The following is an 18522-nucleotide window of genomic DNA, read 5'->3' on the forward strand; positions in this document are numbered from 1 at the left end:
GGGGGCGCGGGGATCGCGACCGGCCCCCGCCGGACCCGCGTCCCGCCCCGCCCGCGGCGCCCCTACACCGTGTACTCGTCGGCCACGCTCAAGGCGGAGTCCAGGGCGGCGAAGCCCTCCTTCAGCTCGGCCTCGGTGACGTTGCACGGCGGCACGACATGCGTCCGGTTCATGTTCACGAACGGCCACAGACCCTGCTGCTTGGCGGCGGCGGTGAACGCGGCCATCGGCGCGTTGGCCTCCCCGGCCGCGTTGTACGGCACCAGCGGCTCCCGGGTCGCCCTGTCCTTCACGAGGTCCAGCGCCCAGAACATGCCGGTGCCGCGCACCTCGCCCACGCTCGGGTGCCGCTCGGCCAGCGCGGCCAGGGCGGGCCCGACGACGTCCGCGCCGAGCCGCTTCGCGTTCTCGACGACACCCTCGTCCGCCATCACGTCGATGGTGGCGACGGCGGCGGCACAGGCCAGCGGATGCCCGGAGTACGTCAGCCCGCCCGGGTAGGGCCGCCGGGCGAAGGTCGCGGCGATCCGTTCGCTGATGGCGACACCGCCGAGCGGCACGTACCCGCTGTTCACGCCCTTGGCGAAGGTCATCAGGTCGGGTACGACCCCGAACAGGTCGGCGGCGAACCACTCACCCGTGCGTCCGAACCCGGCCATGACCTCGTCCAGGACGAAGACGATCCCGTGCCGGTCGCAGATCTCGCGGACGCCCGCCAGGTATCCGGCCGGCGGGACCATGATCCCGGCGGTTCCCGGCACCGTCTCCAGAACGATCGCCGCGACCGTGCCCGGTCCCTCGAACGCGATCGTGGTCTCCAGGTGCTCCAGCGCCCGCGTGCTCTCCTGCTCCTCGGTCTCCGCGTAGAAACGCGAGCGGTACAGGAAGGGCGCCCAGAAGTGCACGACCCCGGCGGCGGCTCCGTCGGAGGGCCAGCGGCGCGGGTCGCCGGTGATGTTGACCGCCTGCTGGGTGCCGCCGTGGTACGAGCGGTAGGCGGACAGCACCTTCGGGCGGCCGGTGTGCAGCCGGGCCATGCGCACGGCGTGCTCGATCGCGTCCGCACCCCCGTTGGTGAAGAAGATCTTGTCCAGGTCGCCGGGGGTCCGCTCGGCGATCAGCCGGGCCGCCTCCGACCGGGCCGCCACCGCGAAGGCGGGCGCGAAGGTGGTCATCTGCGCGGCCTGCTCCTGGATCGCGGCGACGACCTTCGGATGCTGGTAGCCGATGTTGGTGAAGACGAGCCCGCTGGTGAAGTCCAGGTATCGCCTGCCGTCGTAGTCCCAGAAGTACGACCCTTCGGCACCGGCCACGGCCGGCGGGTCGATGAGGTCCTGCGCGGACCAGGAGTGGAAGACATGCGCACGGTCGGCTGCCTTGACGGCGGCTCCGGCCTGGGGATTGGGCTGAGGGGTCATGGCGCCGAGCCTAGGAGCGCCCGGTGCCGACGCGATATCGGCGACATGTTCCATGGGCAGGGGGATTCCGCGACAGTTTGTCCACAGCCGGTGGATATAACGGAGCGACCGGTACCTGTTACGGAACCGTAGACAAGGCGGGTCCCGGCCACCGGAGCGGCCGGAATATTCTCGGCTGGATCACAAGTGTGGAGAAGGGGCGGATCTGCCATGGAGAAGCTGGGGCCCGGGGATCCGCAGCACATCGGGAGGTACCGGCTGCTGGCACGGCTGGGCGCGGGCGGCATGGGGCAGGTGTTTCTCGCCCGGTCCGAGCGCGGCCGTACCGTCGCCGTGAAGCTGGTGCGGGCGGAACTCGCCGCGCAGGAGGACTTCCGGGCCCGCTTCCGGCAGGAGGTGCGCAACGCCCAGCGGGTCGGCGGGTTCTGGACCGCGCCCGTCCTCGACGCCGACACCGAGGCCGCCGTGCCGTGGGTGGCCACCGGCTATGTCGCCGGGCCGAGCCTCCAGCGGGTCGTCGAGCAGGACCACGGGCCGCTGCCCGAGCGGTCGGTGTGGATCCTGGCCGCCGGGCTGGCACACGCGCTCACCAACATCCACGCGGCCGGGATCGTCCACCGTGACCTCAAGCCGTCCAATGTCATGCTCACCATAGAGGGACCCCGGGTCATCGACTTCGGGATCGCGCGGGCCCTGGAGACCCTCCCCGGCGAGGGCATCACCACGACCGGGTCGCTCGTCGGCTCGCCCGGCTTCATGGCCCCCGAGCAGGTGCGCGGCGAGCGGATCAGTCCGGCCTCCGACGTCTTCAGCCTCGGCTCGGTGCTCGCCTACGCGGCCACCGGCGTGCTTCCCTTCGGCGCGAACGAGGGCGGCGCGCACGCCCAGCTGTTCCGCATCGCCCAGGAGGAACCCGACCTGTCAGGGCTCCCCGAGGGCATCGCGGACGTGGTCCGCGACTGTCTGCGCAAGGACCCGGCGACCCGCCCGTCCCTGGACGCGATCCTGGCGAGGACCGGGGCGGTCGACACGGTCGAGGAGGGCCGCTCCAGGGACCCCTGGCTGCCCGGTTCCCTGGTCGCCCAGCTGGGCCGGCACGCGGTGGAACTGCTGGAGGTGGAGGACCCGACGGAGTACGGGACCGTGGCCCGGGCTCCCCGCGGCGGGTCGCCCGACCCGTGGGTGCGGGGGCCGGCCGGCCCGGGGTCCAGGGGCGGTGCCGAATCCGCGGCTGCCGCCGCGGGGGCGCAGCCGCAGCCGGTGCCCGACCCGCCCTCCCCCGAACACGCTCCGGCCGCGCACCCGGCCTACGGCTACCAGAACCAGCCCCACCAGCACCCGCAGCCGTACAACGCCTACAACCCGTACCACGCCCCCCACGCCACCGTCGCCGCCCCCGAGCCCGCCCCGCCGCTCTACACGCCCCCGCCGCCCCCGCCGTACGCCCCCCAAGAGGAACCGGGCCGCACCCGCCGTTCCAGCGCGCTCCTCGTCACGGTCGCGCTGGTCGTCATGCTGGCCGCCGGCGGTTCCGTGTACGCGCTCATGAACAACGGCGGTGACGACGACAAGGCGGGCGGCGCCGCGCCCCCCACCCCGTCGGCGACCGCCCGGACCTCCGCCGGGGACCCGGCGCCCACCGGGTCACCCTCCTCCTCCGCCCCCTCTGCGGGCCCCGTGCCCACCGCCTTCCTCGGCACCTGGGCCACGGCCATAGACAACTCCACCGGCCACAACACCCGCGAACTGACCATCCGCCAGGGCGCGGTGGGCGACCCGGTCCTCACCCTGGTCGCCGACGGACCCGGCTACCACTGCGAGTTCGTCGCGAAGCTCGCCGAGAAGCCCGGCACGGGAGGTCCGTTGGAGATCGGGCCTTCCACGGTCACGACGGGCAAGCCCCGTTCCTCGTGCAGCGCGGGAGAGGCCACCGAGGTGACCCTGCTGCCGGACGGCAGGCTGAAGCGGGTCCGGAAGGACGGCGAGGAGAGCCTCACGTACAGCAAGCGGTGAACGCCCGCCGCCCCGCGGTGGCGGAACGCTCGGCGGACATTCGACCGGACGTCCGAATCATCCCCTCACGCCGCACCCACGGCCACACGTGGCCTGTTGCACCCCGGTGGGGATGAAGCTCTGCCGGTGAGGCCGGTGCGGCACCCCTGAGCGGCGGGGGTTCAGCCGAGGCTCACCCAGGTGCCCTGGGCGGCCGAGCGGCTCATCGCGTCGAGGGCGGTCGCGCTGTGCACGGCGTCGGGCAGGGTCGGGCCGTACGGGGTGTCCTCGGCTATGGAGCGCAGGAAGTTGCGGGCCTCGACGACCTTGAGGTCGTCGTAGCTCATGGCGTTGGCCGCGCCGGGCTGGAAGGCGCCGTACTCGCCGTGGCCCGGGCCGACGTGGACCGTGCTGACGGGCTGGTCCTGGTAGGAGGTGCCGCGGCTGACGCCGAGTTCACCCATCCGCCGGTAGTCCCAGAAGACGGCGCCGCGGGTGCCGTGCACCTCGAAGCCGTAGTTGTTCTGCTCGCCGACCGAGACCCGGCAGGCCTCCAGCACACCCCGGGCGCCGGACGCGAAGCGCAGCAGGCAGCTGACGTAGTCCTCGTTCTCGACCGGGCCGAGGGCGCCGCCGGTGGCCAGGGTGTGGCCGGCGGTGGCGCCGGTGGGGCGGGCGCGCTCCGGGATGAAGACGGCGGTGTCGGCGGCGAGCGCCGTGATGTCACCGAGCAGGAAGCGGGCCAGGTCGACGCCGTGCGAGGCGAGGTCGCCGAGGACCCCGGTGCCGCCGCGGGCCCGCTCGTACCGCCAGGTCAGGGCCGAGTCGGGGTGGGCCGCGTAGTCGCTGAGGAGGCGGATGCGGACATGGGTGACGGTGCCCAGCTCGCCGGAGGCGACGAGGTCACGGGCGTACGCGACGGCGGGCGCGTTGCGGTAGTTGAAGCCGACCGTGCCCTGGACGCCGGCCTTGGCGACGGCGTCGGCGACCGCGCCGGCGTCCTCGGCGGTCAGACCCACCGGCTTCTCGATCCAGATGTGCTTGCCGGCCTCGGCCATGGCGACGCCGATCTCCCGGTGCAGGAAGTTCGGCGCGGTGATGCTGACGGCGTGGACCCGCGGATCGGCGGCGACCTCACGCCAGTCCCGGGTGGTGGACGCGAACCCGAACAGGCCGGCGGCCTCCTCCGCCCGGCCGGGCACCTCCTCGGCGACGGTCACCAGCTCGGGACGTACGGCCAGCTGCGGGAAGTGGTGGGGGACCCGCTGGTAGGCCTGGGTGTGCACCCGCCCCATCCAGCCGAACCCGACGACGGCGACGCCGAGCGTACGCACCATGTGGCTGCCCCTCTTCGGACCGTTGTGCAACTGTCCGCTCACGATGCGGGCCCGCTTCCACCGATGTCAAGACATTAGGGCGTCGTGACAAATCCACGCGCCGGGACGCTCGAAGTCCCGCCGGGGTCCGCGCAGACCCGCTGGGACACCCCGGGACCCGCCGGGACTCAGCGCGGCTCCGGTGGCCGTTGTCGGGGCATGTTCGGACGGGTGCCGTTCGTGCCCGGCGGCAGCGGGAAACGGCTGTTCAGATGACCCGCGTCCGTGCGCTGTCCGGCCGTCACCGTCGCCTGCATGCCGAGCGGTGCCAGGCCGGTCCGGAACTCCACCATCCAGTCCGCCGTCTCCGTGCGGACCAGCTCGGTGACGTCCTCCGAGAAGCGCCGCAGCACCGCCAGGCACCGCTCGGCCGCCTCGCTCGCCGTGCCCTCCGCCGGTCCCAGCACCTCCCGCAGGCTCTCCGACGCCCAGTCGAACTGGAGCACCTGGAGCCGCCGCTGCACGGCCTGCGCGGTCGCCATGTCCCTCATCCAGCCGGAGGTCACCCCGAAGAACCGGTCGACGCCGACGCACGCCACCGCCACCAGCAGCGCGAGATACCCCCAGGGCGCGACGCCGCCGATCACCCCGGTGAGGTCGAGGAGCGGCAGCGCGGCGCCGAGCACCGCGCCCACGACCGCCCCGCACCGCAGCGCCCGCGCGCCCCGCCGCTTCCCCACCCGGTCCGACAGGTACCACTCGGCGGTTCCCAGCGCCCCGCGCTCCACCCACCGGTACAGCTCGTCGAGCCGCTCGGCCGGTTCACCCCAGTCCCCGAGCGGGAACGGCCGCCCGGTCAGATCACCCGGCCGCAGTCCGGCCGCACCCTCGCTCCACCCGTCCTGAGGCGGTCCCTCGGGCTGCATCTCCGGCTGGCCCACCCGGCACTCCCTACTGATCACAACCGGTCACGTTCCGTGACATCGGATCGACATGGTGCACGTGACAATGGATGCTGACGACGGGCACCCTTCCTACCGCCCAATGGGTGGCGAAGGCCTTGCTTTCGTCTCTTTTCCGCTCGGAAGTGGGCCTTGATCAGGTATAGGACCCCCGGGATTCTCACTCGAAAGAGTGGCGGGGCGATGGCTGCGTCGACCACGTAGGCTCATCCACAGCAGAGCAGAACCGATCCAACACGCGGACCCAGGAGCTGATCGTGATCCCCGGTGGTGGCCAGCCCAACATGCAGCAGCTGCTCCAGCAGGCCCAGAAGATGCAGGAGGACCTGGCGCGGGCCCAGGAGGAGCTGGCGAACACGGAGGTCGACGGACAGGCGGGCGGCGGCCTGGTGACGGCCACCGTGACCGGCGCCGGCGAACTGCGCACGCTGAAGATCGACCCGAAGGCGGTGGACCCGGAGGGCGCGTCCCTCGAGGACACGGCCGAGACCCTCGCCGACCTGGTCGTCGCGGCCGTCCAGGCGGCCAACGCGAACGCCCAGGCGCTCCAGCAGCAGAAGCTCGGCCCGCTGGCACAGGGTCTGGGCGGCGGCAGCGGCATCCCCGGTCTGCCGTTCTGATCTCGCCGTTCTGATGTTCGTCGCCCACGCGACACCCGCACCGCCTTCCTAGGACAGGCGGCGGCCAACTACGGTACGTACCGGAAGACTCCAGGAAGGGCAGTCCGTTGTACGAAGGCGTGGTCCAGGACCTCATCGACGAGCTGGGGCGGCTGCCCGGCGTCGGTCCGAAGAGCGCGCAGCGGATCGCCTTCCACATCCTGCAGGCGGAGCCGACCGACGTACGGCGGCTCGCCCAGGCCCTCCTGGAGGTCAAGGCGAAGGTCCGGTTCTGCGCGACCTGCGGCAACGTGGCGCAGGAGGAGCTGTGCAACATCTGCCGCGACCCGCGCCGCGACCCGTCGGTGATCTGCGTGGTGGAGGAGCCCAAGGACGTGGTCGCCGTCGAGCGCACCCGCGAGTTCCGCGGCCGCTACCACGTGCTCGGCGGCGCGATCAGCCCGATCGAGGGCGTCGGCCCCGACGACCTGCGGATAAGGGAGCTGCTCGCCCGGCTCGCCGACGGCGCGGTCACCGAACTCATCCTGGCGACGGACCCGAACCTGGAGGGCGAGGCGACCGCCACCTACCTCGCCCGCATGATCAAACCCATGGGCCTGAAGGTCACCCGCCTGGCCAGCGGCCTCCCGGTGGGCGGCGACCTGGAATACGCGGACGAGGTCACCCTCGGCCGCGCCTTCGAGGGGAGACGACTCCTAGATGTCTGACGCCACACTGCACGCGACCGCCCCGGACCCCGACGACTTCGCGGTCCAGATCGCCGACCAGGTCGAGAGTTTTCTGGTGGCCGTCACGGAGGTGGCCAAGGGCGACGAGCCGGACTCGGCGGTCCCCTTCCTCCTCCTGGAGGTCTCCCAGCTGCTGCTGGCCGGCGGCCGCCTCGGCGCGCACGAGGACATCGTCCCCGACGAGCGCTACGAGCCGGACCTGGGCCCCGAGCCGGACGTCGACGAGCTGCGCGAGAACTTCGCCCGGATGCTGGAGCCCATCGACGTCTACTCCGAGGTCTTCGACCCGTACGAGCCCCGAAGGGCGCCCGTACCGGCCCGTATCTCCGACGACCTGGCCGATGTCATCACCGACCTGAGGCACGGCATGGCCCACTACCGGGCCGGCCGCACCACGGAGGCGCTGTGGTGGTGGCAGTTCTCCTACTTCTCCAACTGGGGCCCGACCGCGTCCGCCACCCTGCGCGCCCTCCAGTCCATCCTCATCCACGTGCGTCTCAACCAGCCCCTGGCGGAGCTGGACGGTCTGGACACCGACCACGCGACCTTGGGCGACGAGACCCTGGAGTTCGAGGCGGGCCAGGTCATGCAGGAGGAGATCGGCGGACAGCTGGGCCTCAAGGCCAAGTGAGCCGGGGCTCCGGCCCATCACGACGCCCGGCCGGCCACCGCGGCCACAGCCCCTTCGTCATGGCCGTCACCCCGCCCGCCACCATCGAGCCGACCACCGCCGCCCACTGCGGGGAGACCGGCGGTCCGCCCACGCCCGCCGCCGACCGCACCGGCCGCGCAGTTGGCCAGGGCGACCCCCTGGACGGGACCGAGCAGCGGCACCGGGGCCGGTACGGCGACCAGCGCGAAGCCCATGCCGGTCAGCCACTGTGCACACTCGCGCCCAGCGGCACGATCCCGGAGAGAAGCGGGAGAAGGATCGACGTCGGCATGGCGGACCTCCTGCCTACCCCGTCGCCGTCACTGTGAGCCACCGCACTTTCTGCGTGGTGTGCCGTGGGCTGGGCATGTTCCGTCCCGGAAGCGAGCGGCGGAACACCCCGCCAGGACGTCTCACCATGCGGGAGCAGGCCGGTGGAGTTCGGCCGCTCGTTAAACTGAGCCGACATAGACAAACCGAGCGAGGAGCGCACGTGGGCCTTGTCGTGCAGAAGTACGGAGGTTCCTCCGTTGCCGATGCCGAGGGCATCAAGCGCGTCGCCAAGCGGATCGTGGAAGCGAAGAAGAACGGCAACCAGGTGGTTGTCGTCGTTTCCGCGATGGGCGACACGACGGACGAGCTGATCGATCTGGCCGAGCAGGTGTCCCCGATGCCTGCCGGGCGTGAGTTCGACATGCTGCTGACCGCCGGAGAGCGGATCTCCATGGCGCTGCTGGCCATGGCGATCAAAAACCTGGGGCACGAGGCCCAGTCGTTCACCGGCAGCCAGGCAGGCGTCATCACCGACTCGGTGCACAACAAAGCCCGGATCATCGACGTCACGCCGGGCCGGATCAGGACGGCGCTGGACGAGGGCAACATCGCCATCGTGGCCGGGTTCCAGGGCGTCAGCGCGGACAAGAAGGACATCACCACGCTGGGGCGCGGCGGGTCCGACACCACGGCCGTGGCGCTGGCCGCCGCGCTCGACGCCGAGGTCTGCGAGATCTACACCGACGTCGACGGTGTGTTCACCGCCGACCCGCGCGTGGTGACGAAGGCGCGGAAGATCGACTGGATCTCCTTCGAGGACATGCTGGAGCTCGCCGCCTCCGGTTCCAAGGTGCTGCTCCACCGCTGTGTGGAGTACGCACGCCGTTACAACATCCCGATCCACGTCCGGTCCAGCTTCAGCGGACTTCAGGGCACGTGGGTCAGCAGCCAGCCGATTGGGGACAAGAAGGTGGAGCAGGCCATCATCTCCGGTGTCGCGCACGACACCTCCGAGGCCAAGATCACGGTCGTCGGTGTGCCGGACAAGCCGGGTGAGGCCGCCGCCATCTTCCGGACCATCGCCGACGCCCAGGTCAACATCGACATGGTCGTGCAGAACGTGTCCGCCGCCGCCACCGGCCTGACGGACATCTCCTTCACGCTGCCGAAGACCGAGGGCCGCAAGGCCATCGACGCCCTGGAGCGCAACCGGCCGGGCATCGGCTTCGACTCGCTGCGCTACGACGACCAGATCGGCAAGATCTCGCTGGTCGGCGCGGGTATGAAGACCAACCCCGGGGTCACGGCCTCCTTCTTCGAGGCGCTGTCCGACGCGGGCGTGAACATCGAGCTGATCTCCACCTCCGAGATCCGTATCTCGGTCGTCACTCGCGCCGACGACGTGCCGGAGGCCGTGCGCGCCGTGCACACCGCCTTCGGGCTCGACTCCGACAGCGACGAGGCCGTGGTCTACGGAGGCACCGGCCGATGACTGCCAAGCCGACGCTCGCGGTCGTGGGGGCGACCGGGGCCGTCGGCACGGTCATGCTCCAGATCCTGTCCCAGCGGGCGGACGTCTGGGGCGAGATCCGCCTGATCGCCTCCCCGCGCTCGGCCGGCCGCAAGCTGACCGTGCGCGGGGCGGAGGTCGAGGTCGTCGCCCTGTCGGAGGAGGCCTTCGACGGGATCGACGTCGCGATGTTCGACGTGCCCGACGAGATCTCCGCGCGCTGGGCGCCGGTGGCCGCCGCCCGGGGCGTGGTCGTCGTGGACAACTCCGGGGCCTTCCGGATGGACCCCGAGGTGCCCCTGGTGGTGCCCGAGGTCAATGCGCACTGCGCCCGCAGCAGGCCGCGCGGGATCGTCGCCAACCCCAACTGCACCACCCTGTCGATGATCGTCGCCCTCGGCGCGCTGCACGCCGAGTTCGGGCTGCGCGAGCTGGTGGTGTCGTCGTACCAGGCGGTCAGCGGGGCCGGGCGGGCCGGCGTGGAGACGCTGCGCGCCCAGCTGTCGATGGTCGCCGGCACCGAGCTGGGCACCAAGCCCGGTGACGTGCGGCGGGCCGTCGGGGACAGCACCGGGCCCTTTCCCGAGCCGGTCGCGCTGAACGTCGTTCCGTGGGCCGGGTCGCTGCGTGAGGACGGCTGGTCGTCGGAGGAGATGAAGGTGCGGGACGAGTCCCGCAAGATCCTCGGGCTGCCCAGGCTGCCGGTCGCGGTGACCTGCGTCCGGGTCCCGGTCGTCACCACGCACTCCCTGACCGTGCACGCCCGCTTCCAGGGAGAGGTCACCGTCGAGGGCGCCCGGGAGATCCTGGACACCGCCCCGGGCGTCGTCCTCTTCGACAATCCGGCCGCCGGGGAGTTCCCGACCCCCGCCGACGTGGTGGGCACCGATCCGACCTGGGTCGGGCGGGTGCGGCGGGCGCTCGACGACCCGACCGCGCTGGAACTCTTCGTCTGCGGGGACAACCTTCGCAAAGGCGCCGCTTTGAACACCGCGCAGATCGCCGAGCTGGTGGAGGCGGAACTGACCGGCCGTTCAGGCGCGGCGGAATTTGCGTGAACAGCCGGTGACCACGGTAAACGTCTTGTGTGGGAGCGAGCCCACACATGAGGTTCGAGTGAGAAATGTGGCCATGAGCATGGTCCAAACCACTTGAACCGCGACCCCTTGGCGTTCGAAGATTTCCCTCCCCGTCCTCCGCAACCACGCGGGCGGCGGGGAGCGTCTTTGCCGTCGCTCCCTTATGGAGCGCTTACGCGGTCGGCCCTCGGGCCGGGGGCGCACGATCCTGGCGTGGGGACGCCGTGATCTGGGTGTGGGGACGCCCGTTCAAATGGGACACAAGGGAAGAGCGGGACGCATGACGGCATGTGAGGCACCGTCGGGTGTAGTGCCGGACGCGCGGAGAACGGCCTCGACCGCGCGGGCCGGCCGATCTGGCATGCCCGGCGCGACCCCGCCCGGCGCGCCCGGCGCAAAAGTGATGCCCGGCACGTACAACCCCGACGGGGTCAGGCGTGTCCAACTGACGTGGCAGAGGTACTCGAACTCAGTGCGCCCCTCGGCGCGACGGCCCTGCGGCCGCCCCGCGCGGGTCTGCGCCCCCGCGTGCCCGGCGGCATGCCGGTGATCGCGCCCATGCCCGCAGCGCGGCCCACCCGCATACCCAGCCAGCGCGACGGAGCCGAGGAGACGGCGGCGGCCGGCACCACTGTCGACCACCTCACCGAGACCTACCGGGCGCACTACCGTTCGCTGCTCGGCCTTGCCGCACTCCTCCTCGACGACACCGCCTCCTGCGAGGACGTCGTCCAGGAGGCGTTCATCCGTGTCCACTCGGCCCGCAAACGCGTCCGTGACCCGGAGAAGACCCTGGCCTACCTGCGCCAGACGGTCGTCAACCTCTCCCGCTCCGCGCTGCGCCGCCGCATCCTCGGCCTCAAGCTCCTCTCCAAGCCGATGCCCGACATGGCGAGCGCCGAGGAGGGCGCCTACGACCAGCTGGAGCGGCGCGACCTGATCAAGGCGATGAAGGGCCTGCAGCGCCGCCAGCGCGAGGTCCTCGTGCTGCGCTACTTCGCCGACATGACCGAGGCCCAGGTCGCCGAGACGCTCGGCATCTCGCTGGGCTCCGTGAAGGCCTACGGATCGCGCGGCATCGCGGCGCTACGGGTGGCGATGGAGTCGGCCGCATGACCGACAGCCCCGAGGGAGGCGACTCACATGATCGCCACGAGCCCTACGCCTGGCACGAGCCGACACGGCACGGTGCGCCACCTCCCGGTCCGGCGGCGCACGGTTCTCACGGTCCGGGGGAGCGGACCACGGGCCACGGGTCTGCCGGCCGGAGAGATTCGGCGCGGGACCACGAGCAAGAGCACACGCAATCGCACGCTGGGAACGGAACTGTGAACCACGGCCCCGACGACAAGGGCTCCACGGAGCTCGGACAGGGCTTCGACGGGCTCGGCCCCGACCACGACGGGCTCGGCCCGGACGAACTGGCCCTGCGACGGATGCTGCACTCCGCGGTCGACGACCTCTCACCGCGTGACGGCGTCCTCGACCACCTGCACCGCGCGGTCCCGGCCCGCCGGGCCCGCAAGCGCCAGGCCGCCGTCGGCATGGCGGCCGCGGCCCTGTTCATCGGCACCGCGATCCCCGCCCTCGTGCACGTCTCCCACTCCGGCGGCACCGACCCCAACACCTCCATGGCCGCCCAGGCCTCCCAGGCCCAGGGTGGTTCGGCCGGCGGCAAGAACCCGGACGGCGGCTCCGGCACCGCGGGCGGCAGCGGCGGCCAGAGCACCGACCAGCACCCCGGCGGCACCAAGGACGGCGGAAAGGACCAGAGCGCCGGCACCGTCGGGGGCACCAAGGTCGTCCCCTCGACCAGCGCCGACACCACGGCCCCGGTCTGCACCTCGGACCAGCTCGGCACCCCGACCGCCACCGTCGACGCCCCCGACTCGACCGGCGTCGTCTACGGCACCTTCCGGATCGTGAACGTCTCGAAGACCAGCTGTACCGTCGGCGGCCCCGGCAGCGTGGGCCTGCTCGCGCAGGGCGCGGCCGACGCCACCAAGCTCAGCGCCGTCCGGCACACCTCGGGCGACGCGGCGGCCGCGCTGCCCGACCCGTCCACCGAGCTCACCGGCCTGGTCCTGGCACCCGGCGCGGCCTACGACGAGAAGTTCGGCTTCGTCCCCCTGACGACCTGCCCGACCAGCGGCTCCAGCACCGGGGGCTCCGGCGACACCGGCACCCCCACGACCTCCCCGAGTCCCTCCACGGACCCCGGCAGCACCACCGGTACGACCACCTCCGGGTCGGAGGGCGTCACCACCCAGATGCTCACCGAGGACGGTACGGCCGACGGCGGGGTCGCGGTCTCGTACACCCCTGAGGCCGGGTCCCCGACCGGCTCCGCCACGGTGACGAACGCGTGCGCCGGGACGGTCTACTGGACCGGGGTCCTGCCGGCGGTGTGACCGGCGGCAGGCGCGGTGCGGGGTGCGGGTCCGGCCGGATCCGAACGCATCCCGTCCGGCCGTCCGGTCACGCTGTTAGCGTGCCGGGATGGACGATCTGGGATCTGTCGCATGGCCGCCCGAACCGATCAGGACCGAGCGTCTCGTGCTCCGTGAGCCCGGGAGCCGGGACCGCGCGGCCTTCGTCGAGCTGCTCGCCTCGCCGCAGGTGCACACCTACCTCGGCGGCCCCCGCCCGCGCGCCGACCTCGAACGGGAGCTGCCCGAGACGCCCGAACGGTGGCCGGGGAGCTTCGTCGTCGATCTCGACGGGGCGATGATCGGCCACATCCTGCTCAGGAGGGCCACGGGTCACCGTCGTCCGGCCGCCGCGGGAAAGGCCGATCTCGGCTACCTGTTCTCGCCGCGGGCGTGGGGATTCGGGTACGCCGCGGAGGCGTGCGAGGCGGCACTGGGCTGGCTCGCCGGCGTGCTTCCCGGCGAGCCGGTGGTGCTCACCACCCAGAGTGCCAACGTGAGTTCGATGCGTCTCGCGGCGAGGCTGGGGTTCACCGAGGTGGAGCGGTTCGAGGCCTGGGGCTGTGAACAGTGGCTCGGCATGCGGTCCCCGGTCTCCCCGGGCGGCTGAGTCCCGCGAGGGCCGGCGGGCGCTGCCGGTGTCCGGGTCAGGCGGCGGTCGGCTGCCGGTCCGGGCTCTCCTCGTCCGGTACCAGGCCGAGCGCCGCGTCCCTGGCGAACTCCGCCTCGCGGCGCAGCAGCCGGAACCACATGAACACCGTGAAGCCCGCGAACACGAACCACTCGCCGGTGTAGCCGAGGTTCTGGAACGCCTTCAGGTCGAGCCCCGAGTTGTCCGGCGCGGTCGCCGGTACGGGCGTCATCCCCGAGTCGGCCTTGTCCAGCGTGATCCACGCGTCGTACACCCGGTACGGCACCAGGTTCACCAGCGAGGCAGCGCTGATCGCCGCCGTCTGCCCGGACGGCAGCCCGCCCTGGTTGCTGACGCCGTTGTCCCCCGGCGTCTCGGAGGCCTGCAACGCGCCGGTGACGGTGACCTCGCCGGCCGGCGGAGCGGGCACCTCGGCCGCGTCGGCCCTGCCGGGCAGCCAGCCGCGGACGACGGGCAGGGCCTGCCCGGAGCCGGTGCGCAGCAGGGTCAGGACGTAGAAGCCGTCCTTGCCGTCGAGCTGCCGGTCGGGTACCAGCAGCTGCTTGGCGTACCGGCCGCTGACGGTGGCCCGCTTGCCGGAGGTCGACTGGTCGACGGGGAGCAGGGCGGCCAGTGGCCGGGCCGGTTCCGTCCGGGCGTCCTCGACCTGCTTGTCGGCGCTGCGGTGCGCCTCGACCCGTGACTCGAAGCGGCTCAGCTGCCAGGACCCCATGAAGATGCAGAACGGGATGGCGAGCAGCACGAAGACGTTGATGCCCCACCAGCGGGGTGTCAGCAGGAAGCGGTACACGCCGTCCACGGTACGGGGCGCTTTGCCTCGGTTGGGAACGGGGTCGGCCCGACGCGGGCGGCCGGTCGCAAAGTTGTCCACAGGCTGGGGCCGCCCGCCAGCGCGTTGTGGGCGGGTGCGGGCACTATGGGGCCATGACTGCGGCCATGAGTGAGAGCGACATGCCGGACTGGGAGAAGCGCTTCCGCGCCCCTCGGGTCTCCCTGCCGGACTGGGCGGAGGACGCCCCCGACCGTTCCCTGTTCGTGTCGAACGCGACGGGGACGTATGAGCTGTACGCCTGGGACCGCGCGAGCGGAGAGCAGCGCCAGGCGACGAACCGGCCGAACGGCACGACGGACGGGCTGCTCTCCCCGGACGGCGCGTGGATCTGGTGGTTCGACGACAAGGACGGCGACGAGTTCGGCGTCTGGCGGCGCCAGCCCTTCGGCGGCGGCGCCGACGAGGAGGCGACCCCGGGCCTGGAGCCGTCGTACCCCTCGGGCCTGGCGCTGGGCAGGGACGGCAGTACGGCGGTCGTGGGCCGCTCCACCGACGACGAGGGTACGACGATCTACCTGGTCAAAGTGGGGGAGGAGCCGAGGGAGATCTACCGCCACCCCGAGTCGGCGGGTGTCGGCGACCTCTCCCACGACGGCTCGCTGATCGCCATCGAGCACACCGAGCACGGCGACGCGATGCACTCGGCGCTGCGCGTGATCCGCCCGGACGCCACCCCGGTCGCCGAACTGGACGACACCCGGGGCGGCGCGGAGGAACTCGGCCTGGAGGTGCTCGGCTTCGCCCCCGTCGAAGGCGATCCGCGGCTGCTCATCGGCCATCAGCGGCGCGGCCGTTGGGAGCCGCTGGTCTGGGACGTCGTCACCGGCGAGCAGACCGACCTGACCCTGGACCTGCCGGGCGACGTGAGCGCGGAGTGGTTCCCGGACGGCAGCGCGCTGCTGATCGCCCACAGCCACGAGGCCCGCAGCGAACTGTTCCGCTACGACCTGGCGACGCACGCGCTGACCGGGATCCCGACCCCGGCCGGTTCGGTCTCCGGGGCGACGGCCCGACCCGACGGAAGCGTCGAGTACCTCTGGTCCTCCGCCGCCGAGCCGCCGGTGGTCCGTTCGACGACGGGTGAGGTGGTCCTGGACCCGCCGGGCATGAGGTGCCCCCCGTCCGTCCCGGTCTCGGACGCGTGGGTGGAGGGCCCCGGCGGCCGTATCCACGCGCTGATCCAGAAGCCGGCGGGAGCGAAGGGGCCGCTGCCGACCGTCTTCGACCTGCACGGCGGTCCGACCTGGCACGACAGCGACAGCTTCGCGGCGGGCCCGGCGGCCTGGGTGGATCACGGCTACGCGGTGGTCCGCATCAACTACCGGGGCTCCACGGGCTACGGCCGGGCCTGGACGGACGCGCTGAAGCACCGGGTGGGCCTGATCGAGCTGGAGGACGTCGCGGCGGTCCGGCAGTGGGCGGTGGAGTCCGGCCTGGCCGACCCCGACCGCCTGATCCTGACCGGCGGCTCCTGGGGCGGCTACCTGACCCTGCTCGGCCTGGGCACCCAGCCGGAGTCCTGGGCGGTGGGCATCGCGGTCGTCCCGGTCGCGGACTACGTCACGGCGTACCACGACGAGATGGAGTCACTGAAGGCGATGGACCGCACGCTGCTGGGCGGCACGCCGGAGGAGGTCCCGGACCGCTTCGCCGCGAGTTCGCCGCTGACCTACGTCGACGACGTGAAGGCCCCGGTCTACATCTCGGCCGGTGTCAACGACCCCCGCTGCCCCATCCGCCAGATCGACAACTACGTCGCCCGGCTGGCGGCGCGCTCGGCCCCCCACGAGGTCTACCGCTACGACGCGGGCCACGGCTCCCTGGTGGTCGACGAACGGATCAAGCAGCTGAGACTGGAGATGGAGTTCGCGGAAAGCCACCTCACGCCCGCGGCAGCCACACCGACGGACTGAACCGGCCCCGATCCTCACCCGGCGCCCGTTAAGGGGCGCGGGGAACCGTGCGGCGACGACGCACGCGCACGGAACGAGATCACCGTGACCCGCCCACCCACCCGCCCACCCGGCCGGCTCTCAGCCGAGCGAGCCGGCCGGGTGGGCGGGCGGCACCCGCCCGGACAACTCCGCCAGCCCCCGCCGAGTGACCGCGACCACCACCCGGTCGCCGCTCTCCAGCACATGGTCCTGGGCCACCACCCCCGGCCGCCCCTCCAGCGCCAGCACCCGCCAGGCCCCCGCCCGGAACGCGCCCTCGACGGTCCGCCCCTCCAGCTGCGGATGCCCGCCCACGTCCACCGCCGCCACCAGCAGCACCTTCCGCTCCACCGGGATCGCCCCGAGGATCTGCCGGCCCAGCATCGCCCCCGCGAAGGACGGCGCGGCCAGATAGGACACACTGCGGCTCCGGGTGACCGCACGCGGATGCGCGGCCCGCAGGGTCCGGTACACGGCCGTCGCGAAGTCGTCGTCGTACAGCCGCAGCACGGCCTTCAGGTCCGGCCGTACCGCCCGCGCGTACAGGACGGCCTCCAGGTTCGTCGTGTCCGCACTGGTCACCGCGAGCAGCGCCTGCGCACGATGGATCTTGGCGGCCTCCAGGACGCCCTCCTGGGTGACGTCCCCCAGCACCACCGGCACCCGCAGCCGCCGTGCCACCGCCAGCCCGCGGGCCTCGGGATCGGACTCGACGCACACCACGGGCACGTGCAGCTCACGCAGCCGCGTCAGCACCCGCGTCCCGATCTTGCCCAGCCCGAGCAGCACCACGTGCCCGCTCAGCCCCCGCGGCGGCTTGCGCAGCGTGGATGCCGTCCGGAAGGTGCCGAGCGCCTCCAGGACCGCGGCCAGCAGGACCGGCAGGAGCAGCAACCCCATCAGACCGGAGAGCAGTTGAAGGATCTGCCGCCCGAGCGACTGCCCGATCGCGGGATCGTCGATGGCGAACAGATCGAGGAGCGTGTAGTAGAAGGCCCGTACCGGATCGATACCCGTCACCACCGACAGCGCGACCGCGAGCGCCACCACACACCCGACCACCCCGGCCAGCGACCACCGCAGACGCCGCGAGAACAGCGAGGCGAGCAGCGGCAGGAACCCGATCCGGCGCCGGTCCTGCGCCGCCGCGGCGGACGCGGACGAGGACACCTGCTCCAGCACCATCACGCCACGCTCGCCCGCGGCCCGTACCTCCGCGTCGTCGGGCAGCAGCCGCGGCCCCTGCTCCCCGGCGCTCTCGCCCGGTTCGGGACCGTTGTTGTTCGCCGAGAACAGCGCGAGCGTGCACAGTCCCCGGTCGGCGTCCGGCCCGGCGAGGGCCCCCGGCGGCAGGTCCACCGCCCGCAGCACCAGCCCGTCGGTCTGGACGACCTTGCCGGTACCGGCGAGCGCGGTGGCGGCCAGCGCGGGTGCGGCGGTGTCGGCGTCGGAGAGCACGGTCGTGGACGTGTCGCCCGCACCGCCGTTTGTGTCACCGACCGCCAGCACGGCCGCCTGGTCCAGGAGTTCCTCGATGTGCTGGCCCAACCGCCGGTTGTACAGCCGCAGCACCAGCCGCAGCCGGGGGTTCAGCCGTCGGGCGGTGAGGGCGGCCCGGATGTTGGTCTCGTCGTCGTCGTACACCAGCGCGAGCGCGGCGGCCCGCTCCACGCCCGCCTCGGCGAGCACGGCCTCGGTCGCCTCGACGGCCTCCAGCACCCGCTCCCCGCGCGGGCCTTCACCGGCGGTCTGCCCGGTACCGCCGCCCGCGCCGCCGCCGTTCCCGTTGGCCCGTCCGACGGCGGCGCTGACCACCCGGTCCAGGAGCGCGGCCGAGGCGGCCCGGGCCCGTCCGACCACCGGGGGCCTGGCGATCCGCACGTTCGGCGGTACGACGAGGACGACCTGCTCGCCGTACACCACGCGCAACTCGGCCGCCAGCCGGTGCGCGAGCCCGTCGTCGCCGCAGACCACCATGTGAGCCGGGGCGCCACCACCCTGATACGGAACGCTCGCCACAAGGGAAAAGACTGCCTCAACGGGACGCATGGTTCCAGCAACGAAGTGAACAGCCGCCCCTGACCGCCCGTAGGGAAGGGGAGGGAGCACAATCCCGGATCTGACC

15 protein-coding genes and 1 pseudogene are annotated in these 18522 nt (G+C 72.4%); 10 read left to right on the top strand and 6 right to left on the bottom strand.

Features of this window, described 5'->3' with window-relative positions:
• Positions 1 to 62: 62 nt before the first annotated feature.
• Positions 63 to 1418: an aspartate aminotransferase family protein gene (locus ACZ4O3_RS30875; RefSeq protein WP_362721838.1), complete on the bottom strand. Its 1356-nt coding sequence runs from the start codon at positions 1416 to 1418 to the stop codon at positions 63 to 65.
• Between the two features lie 210 nt (positions 1419 to 1628).
• Between ACZ4O3_RS30875 and ACZ4O3_RS30880 the strand changes: the two genes are divergently transcribed.
• The gene (locus ACZ4O3_RS30880) at positions 1629 to 3431 is read left to right on the top strand and encodes a serine/threonine-protein kinase (protein ID WP_467725347.1); all 1803 of its coding nucleotides are present in this window, start codon (positions 1629 to 1631) and stop codon (positions 3429 to 3431) included.
• Between the two features lie 161 nt (positions 3432 to 3592).
• Here ACZ4O3_RS30880 and ACZ4O3_RS30885 read toward each other — a convergent pair whose 3' ends face one another.
• Together ACZ4O3_RS30885 and ACZ4O3_RS30890 are read right to left on the bottom strand one after the other, a co-directional pair.
• Positions 3593 to 4747 carry a Gfo/Idh/MocA family protein gene (locus ACZ4O3_RS30885; RefSeq protein ID WP_362715492.1) on the bottom strand — a complete coding sequence of 385 codons (1155 nt, stop codon included), beginning with the start codon at positions 4745 to 4747 and terminating at the stop codon, positions 3593 to 3595.
• A gap of 167 nt (positions 4748 to 4914) precedes the next feature.
• Entirely contained in the window at positions 4915 to 5667 is a 753-nt protein-coding gene (locus ACZ4O3_RS30890) for an SLATT domain-containing protein (protein ID WP_362715495.1), read from the bottom strand.
• Positions 5668 to 5945: 278 nt separating this feature from the next.
• On the opposite strand from ACZ4O3_RS30890, the gene ACZ4O3_RS30895 reads away from it, so the two are divergent.
• The 3 genes from ACZ4O3_RS30895 to ACZ4O3_RS30905 all read left to right on the top strand — a co-directional run bounded on the left by ACZ4O3_RS30895 (position 5946) and on the right by ACZ4O3_RS30905 (position 7667).
• Positions 5946 to 6308: a YbaB/EbfC family nucleoid-associated protein gene (locus ACZ4O3_RS30895; RefSeq protein ID WP_362715498.1), complete on the top strand. Its 363-nt coding sequence runs from the start codon at positions 5946 to 5948 to the stop codon at positions 6306 to 6308.
• Positions 6309 to 6415: 107 nt separating this feature from the next.
• Entirely contained in the window at positions 6416 to 7015 is a 600-nt protein-coding gene (gene recR / locus ACZ4O3_RS30900) for a recombination mediator RecR (protein ID WP_362715501.1), read from the top strand.
• Positions 7008 to 7667: a DUF5063 domain-containing protein gene (locus tag ACZ4O3_RS30905; RefSeq protein WP_362715504.1), complete on the top strand. Its 660-nt coding sequence runs from the start codon at positions 7008 to 7010 to the stop codon at positions 7665 to 7667. Before recR ends, ACZ4O3_RS30905 begins: the two co-directional genes overlap by 8 nt.
• A gap of 143 nt (positions 7668 to 7810) precedes the next feature.
• Here the strand turns inward: ACZ4O3_RS30905 and ACZ4O3_RS30910 are convergent.
• A pseudogene (locus tag ACZ4O3_RS30910) lies at positions 7811 to 7980 on the bottom strand (sulfite exporter TauE/SafE family protein); the annotation flags it as partial.
• Between the two features lie 201 nt (positions 7981 to 8181).
• On the opposite strand from ACZ4O3_RS30910, the gene ACZ4O3_RS30915 reads away from it, so the two are divergent.
• From ACZ4O3_RS30915 to ACZ4O3_RS30935, 5 genes are all read left to right on the top strand, one after another.
• On the top strand, positions 8182 to 9453 hold the full coding sequence (locus tag ACZ4O3_RS30915; RefSeq protein ID WP_362715520.1) for an aspartate kinase: 1272 nt from the start codon (positions 8182 to 8184) through the stop codon (positions 9451 to 9453).
• Complete coding sequence (locus ACZ4O3_RS30920; protein ID WP_467725351.1) at positions 9450 to 10529, top strand: aspartate-semialdehyde dehydrogenase; 1080 nt, start codon at positions 9450 to 9452, stop codon at positions 10527 to 10529. Before ACZ4O3_RS30915 ends, ACZ4O3_RS30920 begins: the two co-directional genes overlap by 4 nt.
• 561 nt (positions 10530 to 11090) lie before the next feature.
• The gene (locus tag ACZ4O3_RS30925) at positions 11091 to 11666 is read left to right on the top strand and encodes a SigE family RNA polymerase sigma factor (RefSeq protein ID WP_362715523.1); all 576 of its coding nucleotides are present in this window, start codon (positions 11091 to 11093) and stop codon (positions 11664 to 11666) included.
• 212 nt (positions 11667 to 11878) lie between these two features.
• Positions 11879 to 12961: a hypothetical protein gene (locus ACZ4O3_RS30930; RefSeq protein WP_467725353.1), complete on the top strand. Its 1083-nt coding sequence runs from the start codon at positions 11879 to 11881 to the stop codon at positions 12959 to 12961.
• A gap of 88 nt (positions 12962 to 13049) precedes the next feature.
• The gene (locus ACZ4O3_RS30935) at positions 13050 to 13589 is read left to right on the top strand and encodes a GNAT family N-acetyltransferase (RefSeq protein WP_362715513.1); all 540 of its coding nucleotides are present in this window, start codon (positions 13050 to 13052) and stop codon (positions 13587 to 13589) included.
• 37 nt (positions 13590 to 13626) lie between these two features.
• On the opposite strand, the gene ACZ4O3_RS30940 is transcribed toward ACZ4O3_RS30935, so the two are convergent.
• Positions 13627 to 14421, bottom strand: a complete 795-nt coding sequence (locus ACZ4O3_RS30940; RefSeq protein ID WP_467725355.1) for an SURF1 family protein — start codon at positions 14419 to 14421, stop codon at positions 13627 to 13629.
• A 146-nt stretch (positions 14422 to 14567) separates the two neighbouring features.
• Between ACZ4O3_RS30940 and ACZ4O3_RS30945 the strand changes: the two genes are divergently transcribed.
• Positions 14568 to 16376: a S9 family peptidase gene (locus ACZ4O3_RS30945; protein ID WP_467725357.1), complete on the top strand. Its 1809-nt coding sequence runs from the start codon at positions 14568 to 14570 to the stop codon at positions 16374 to 16376.
• Between the two features lie 120 nt (positions 16377 to 16496).
• Here ACZ4O3_RS30945 and ACZ4O3_RS30950 read toward each other — a convergent pair whose 3' ends face one another.
• A complete protein-coding gene (locus ACZ4O3_RS30950; protein ID WP_467725507.1) occupies positions 16497 to 18374 on the bottom strand; it encodes an NAD-binding protein in 1878 nt (625 codons plus the stop codon).
• Positions 18375 to 18522: the final 148 nt, after the last annotated feature.

It is taken from the genome of Streptomyces sp. NPDC026515 (assembly GCF_055567595.1).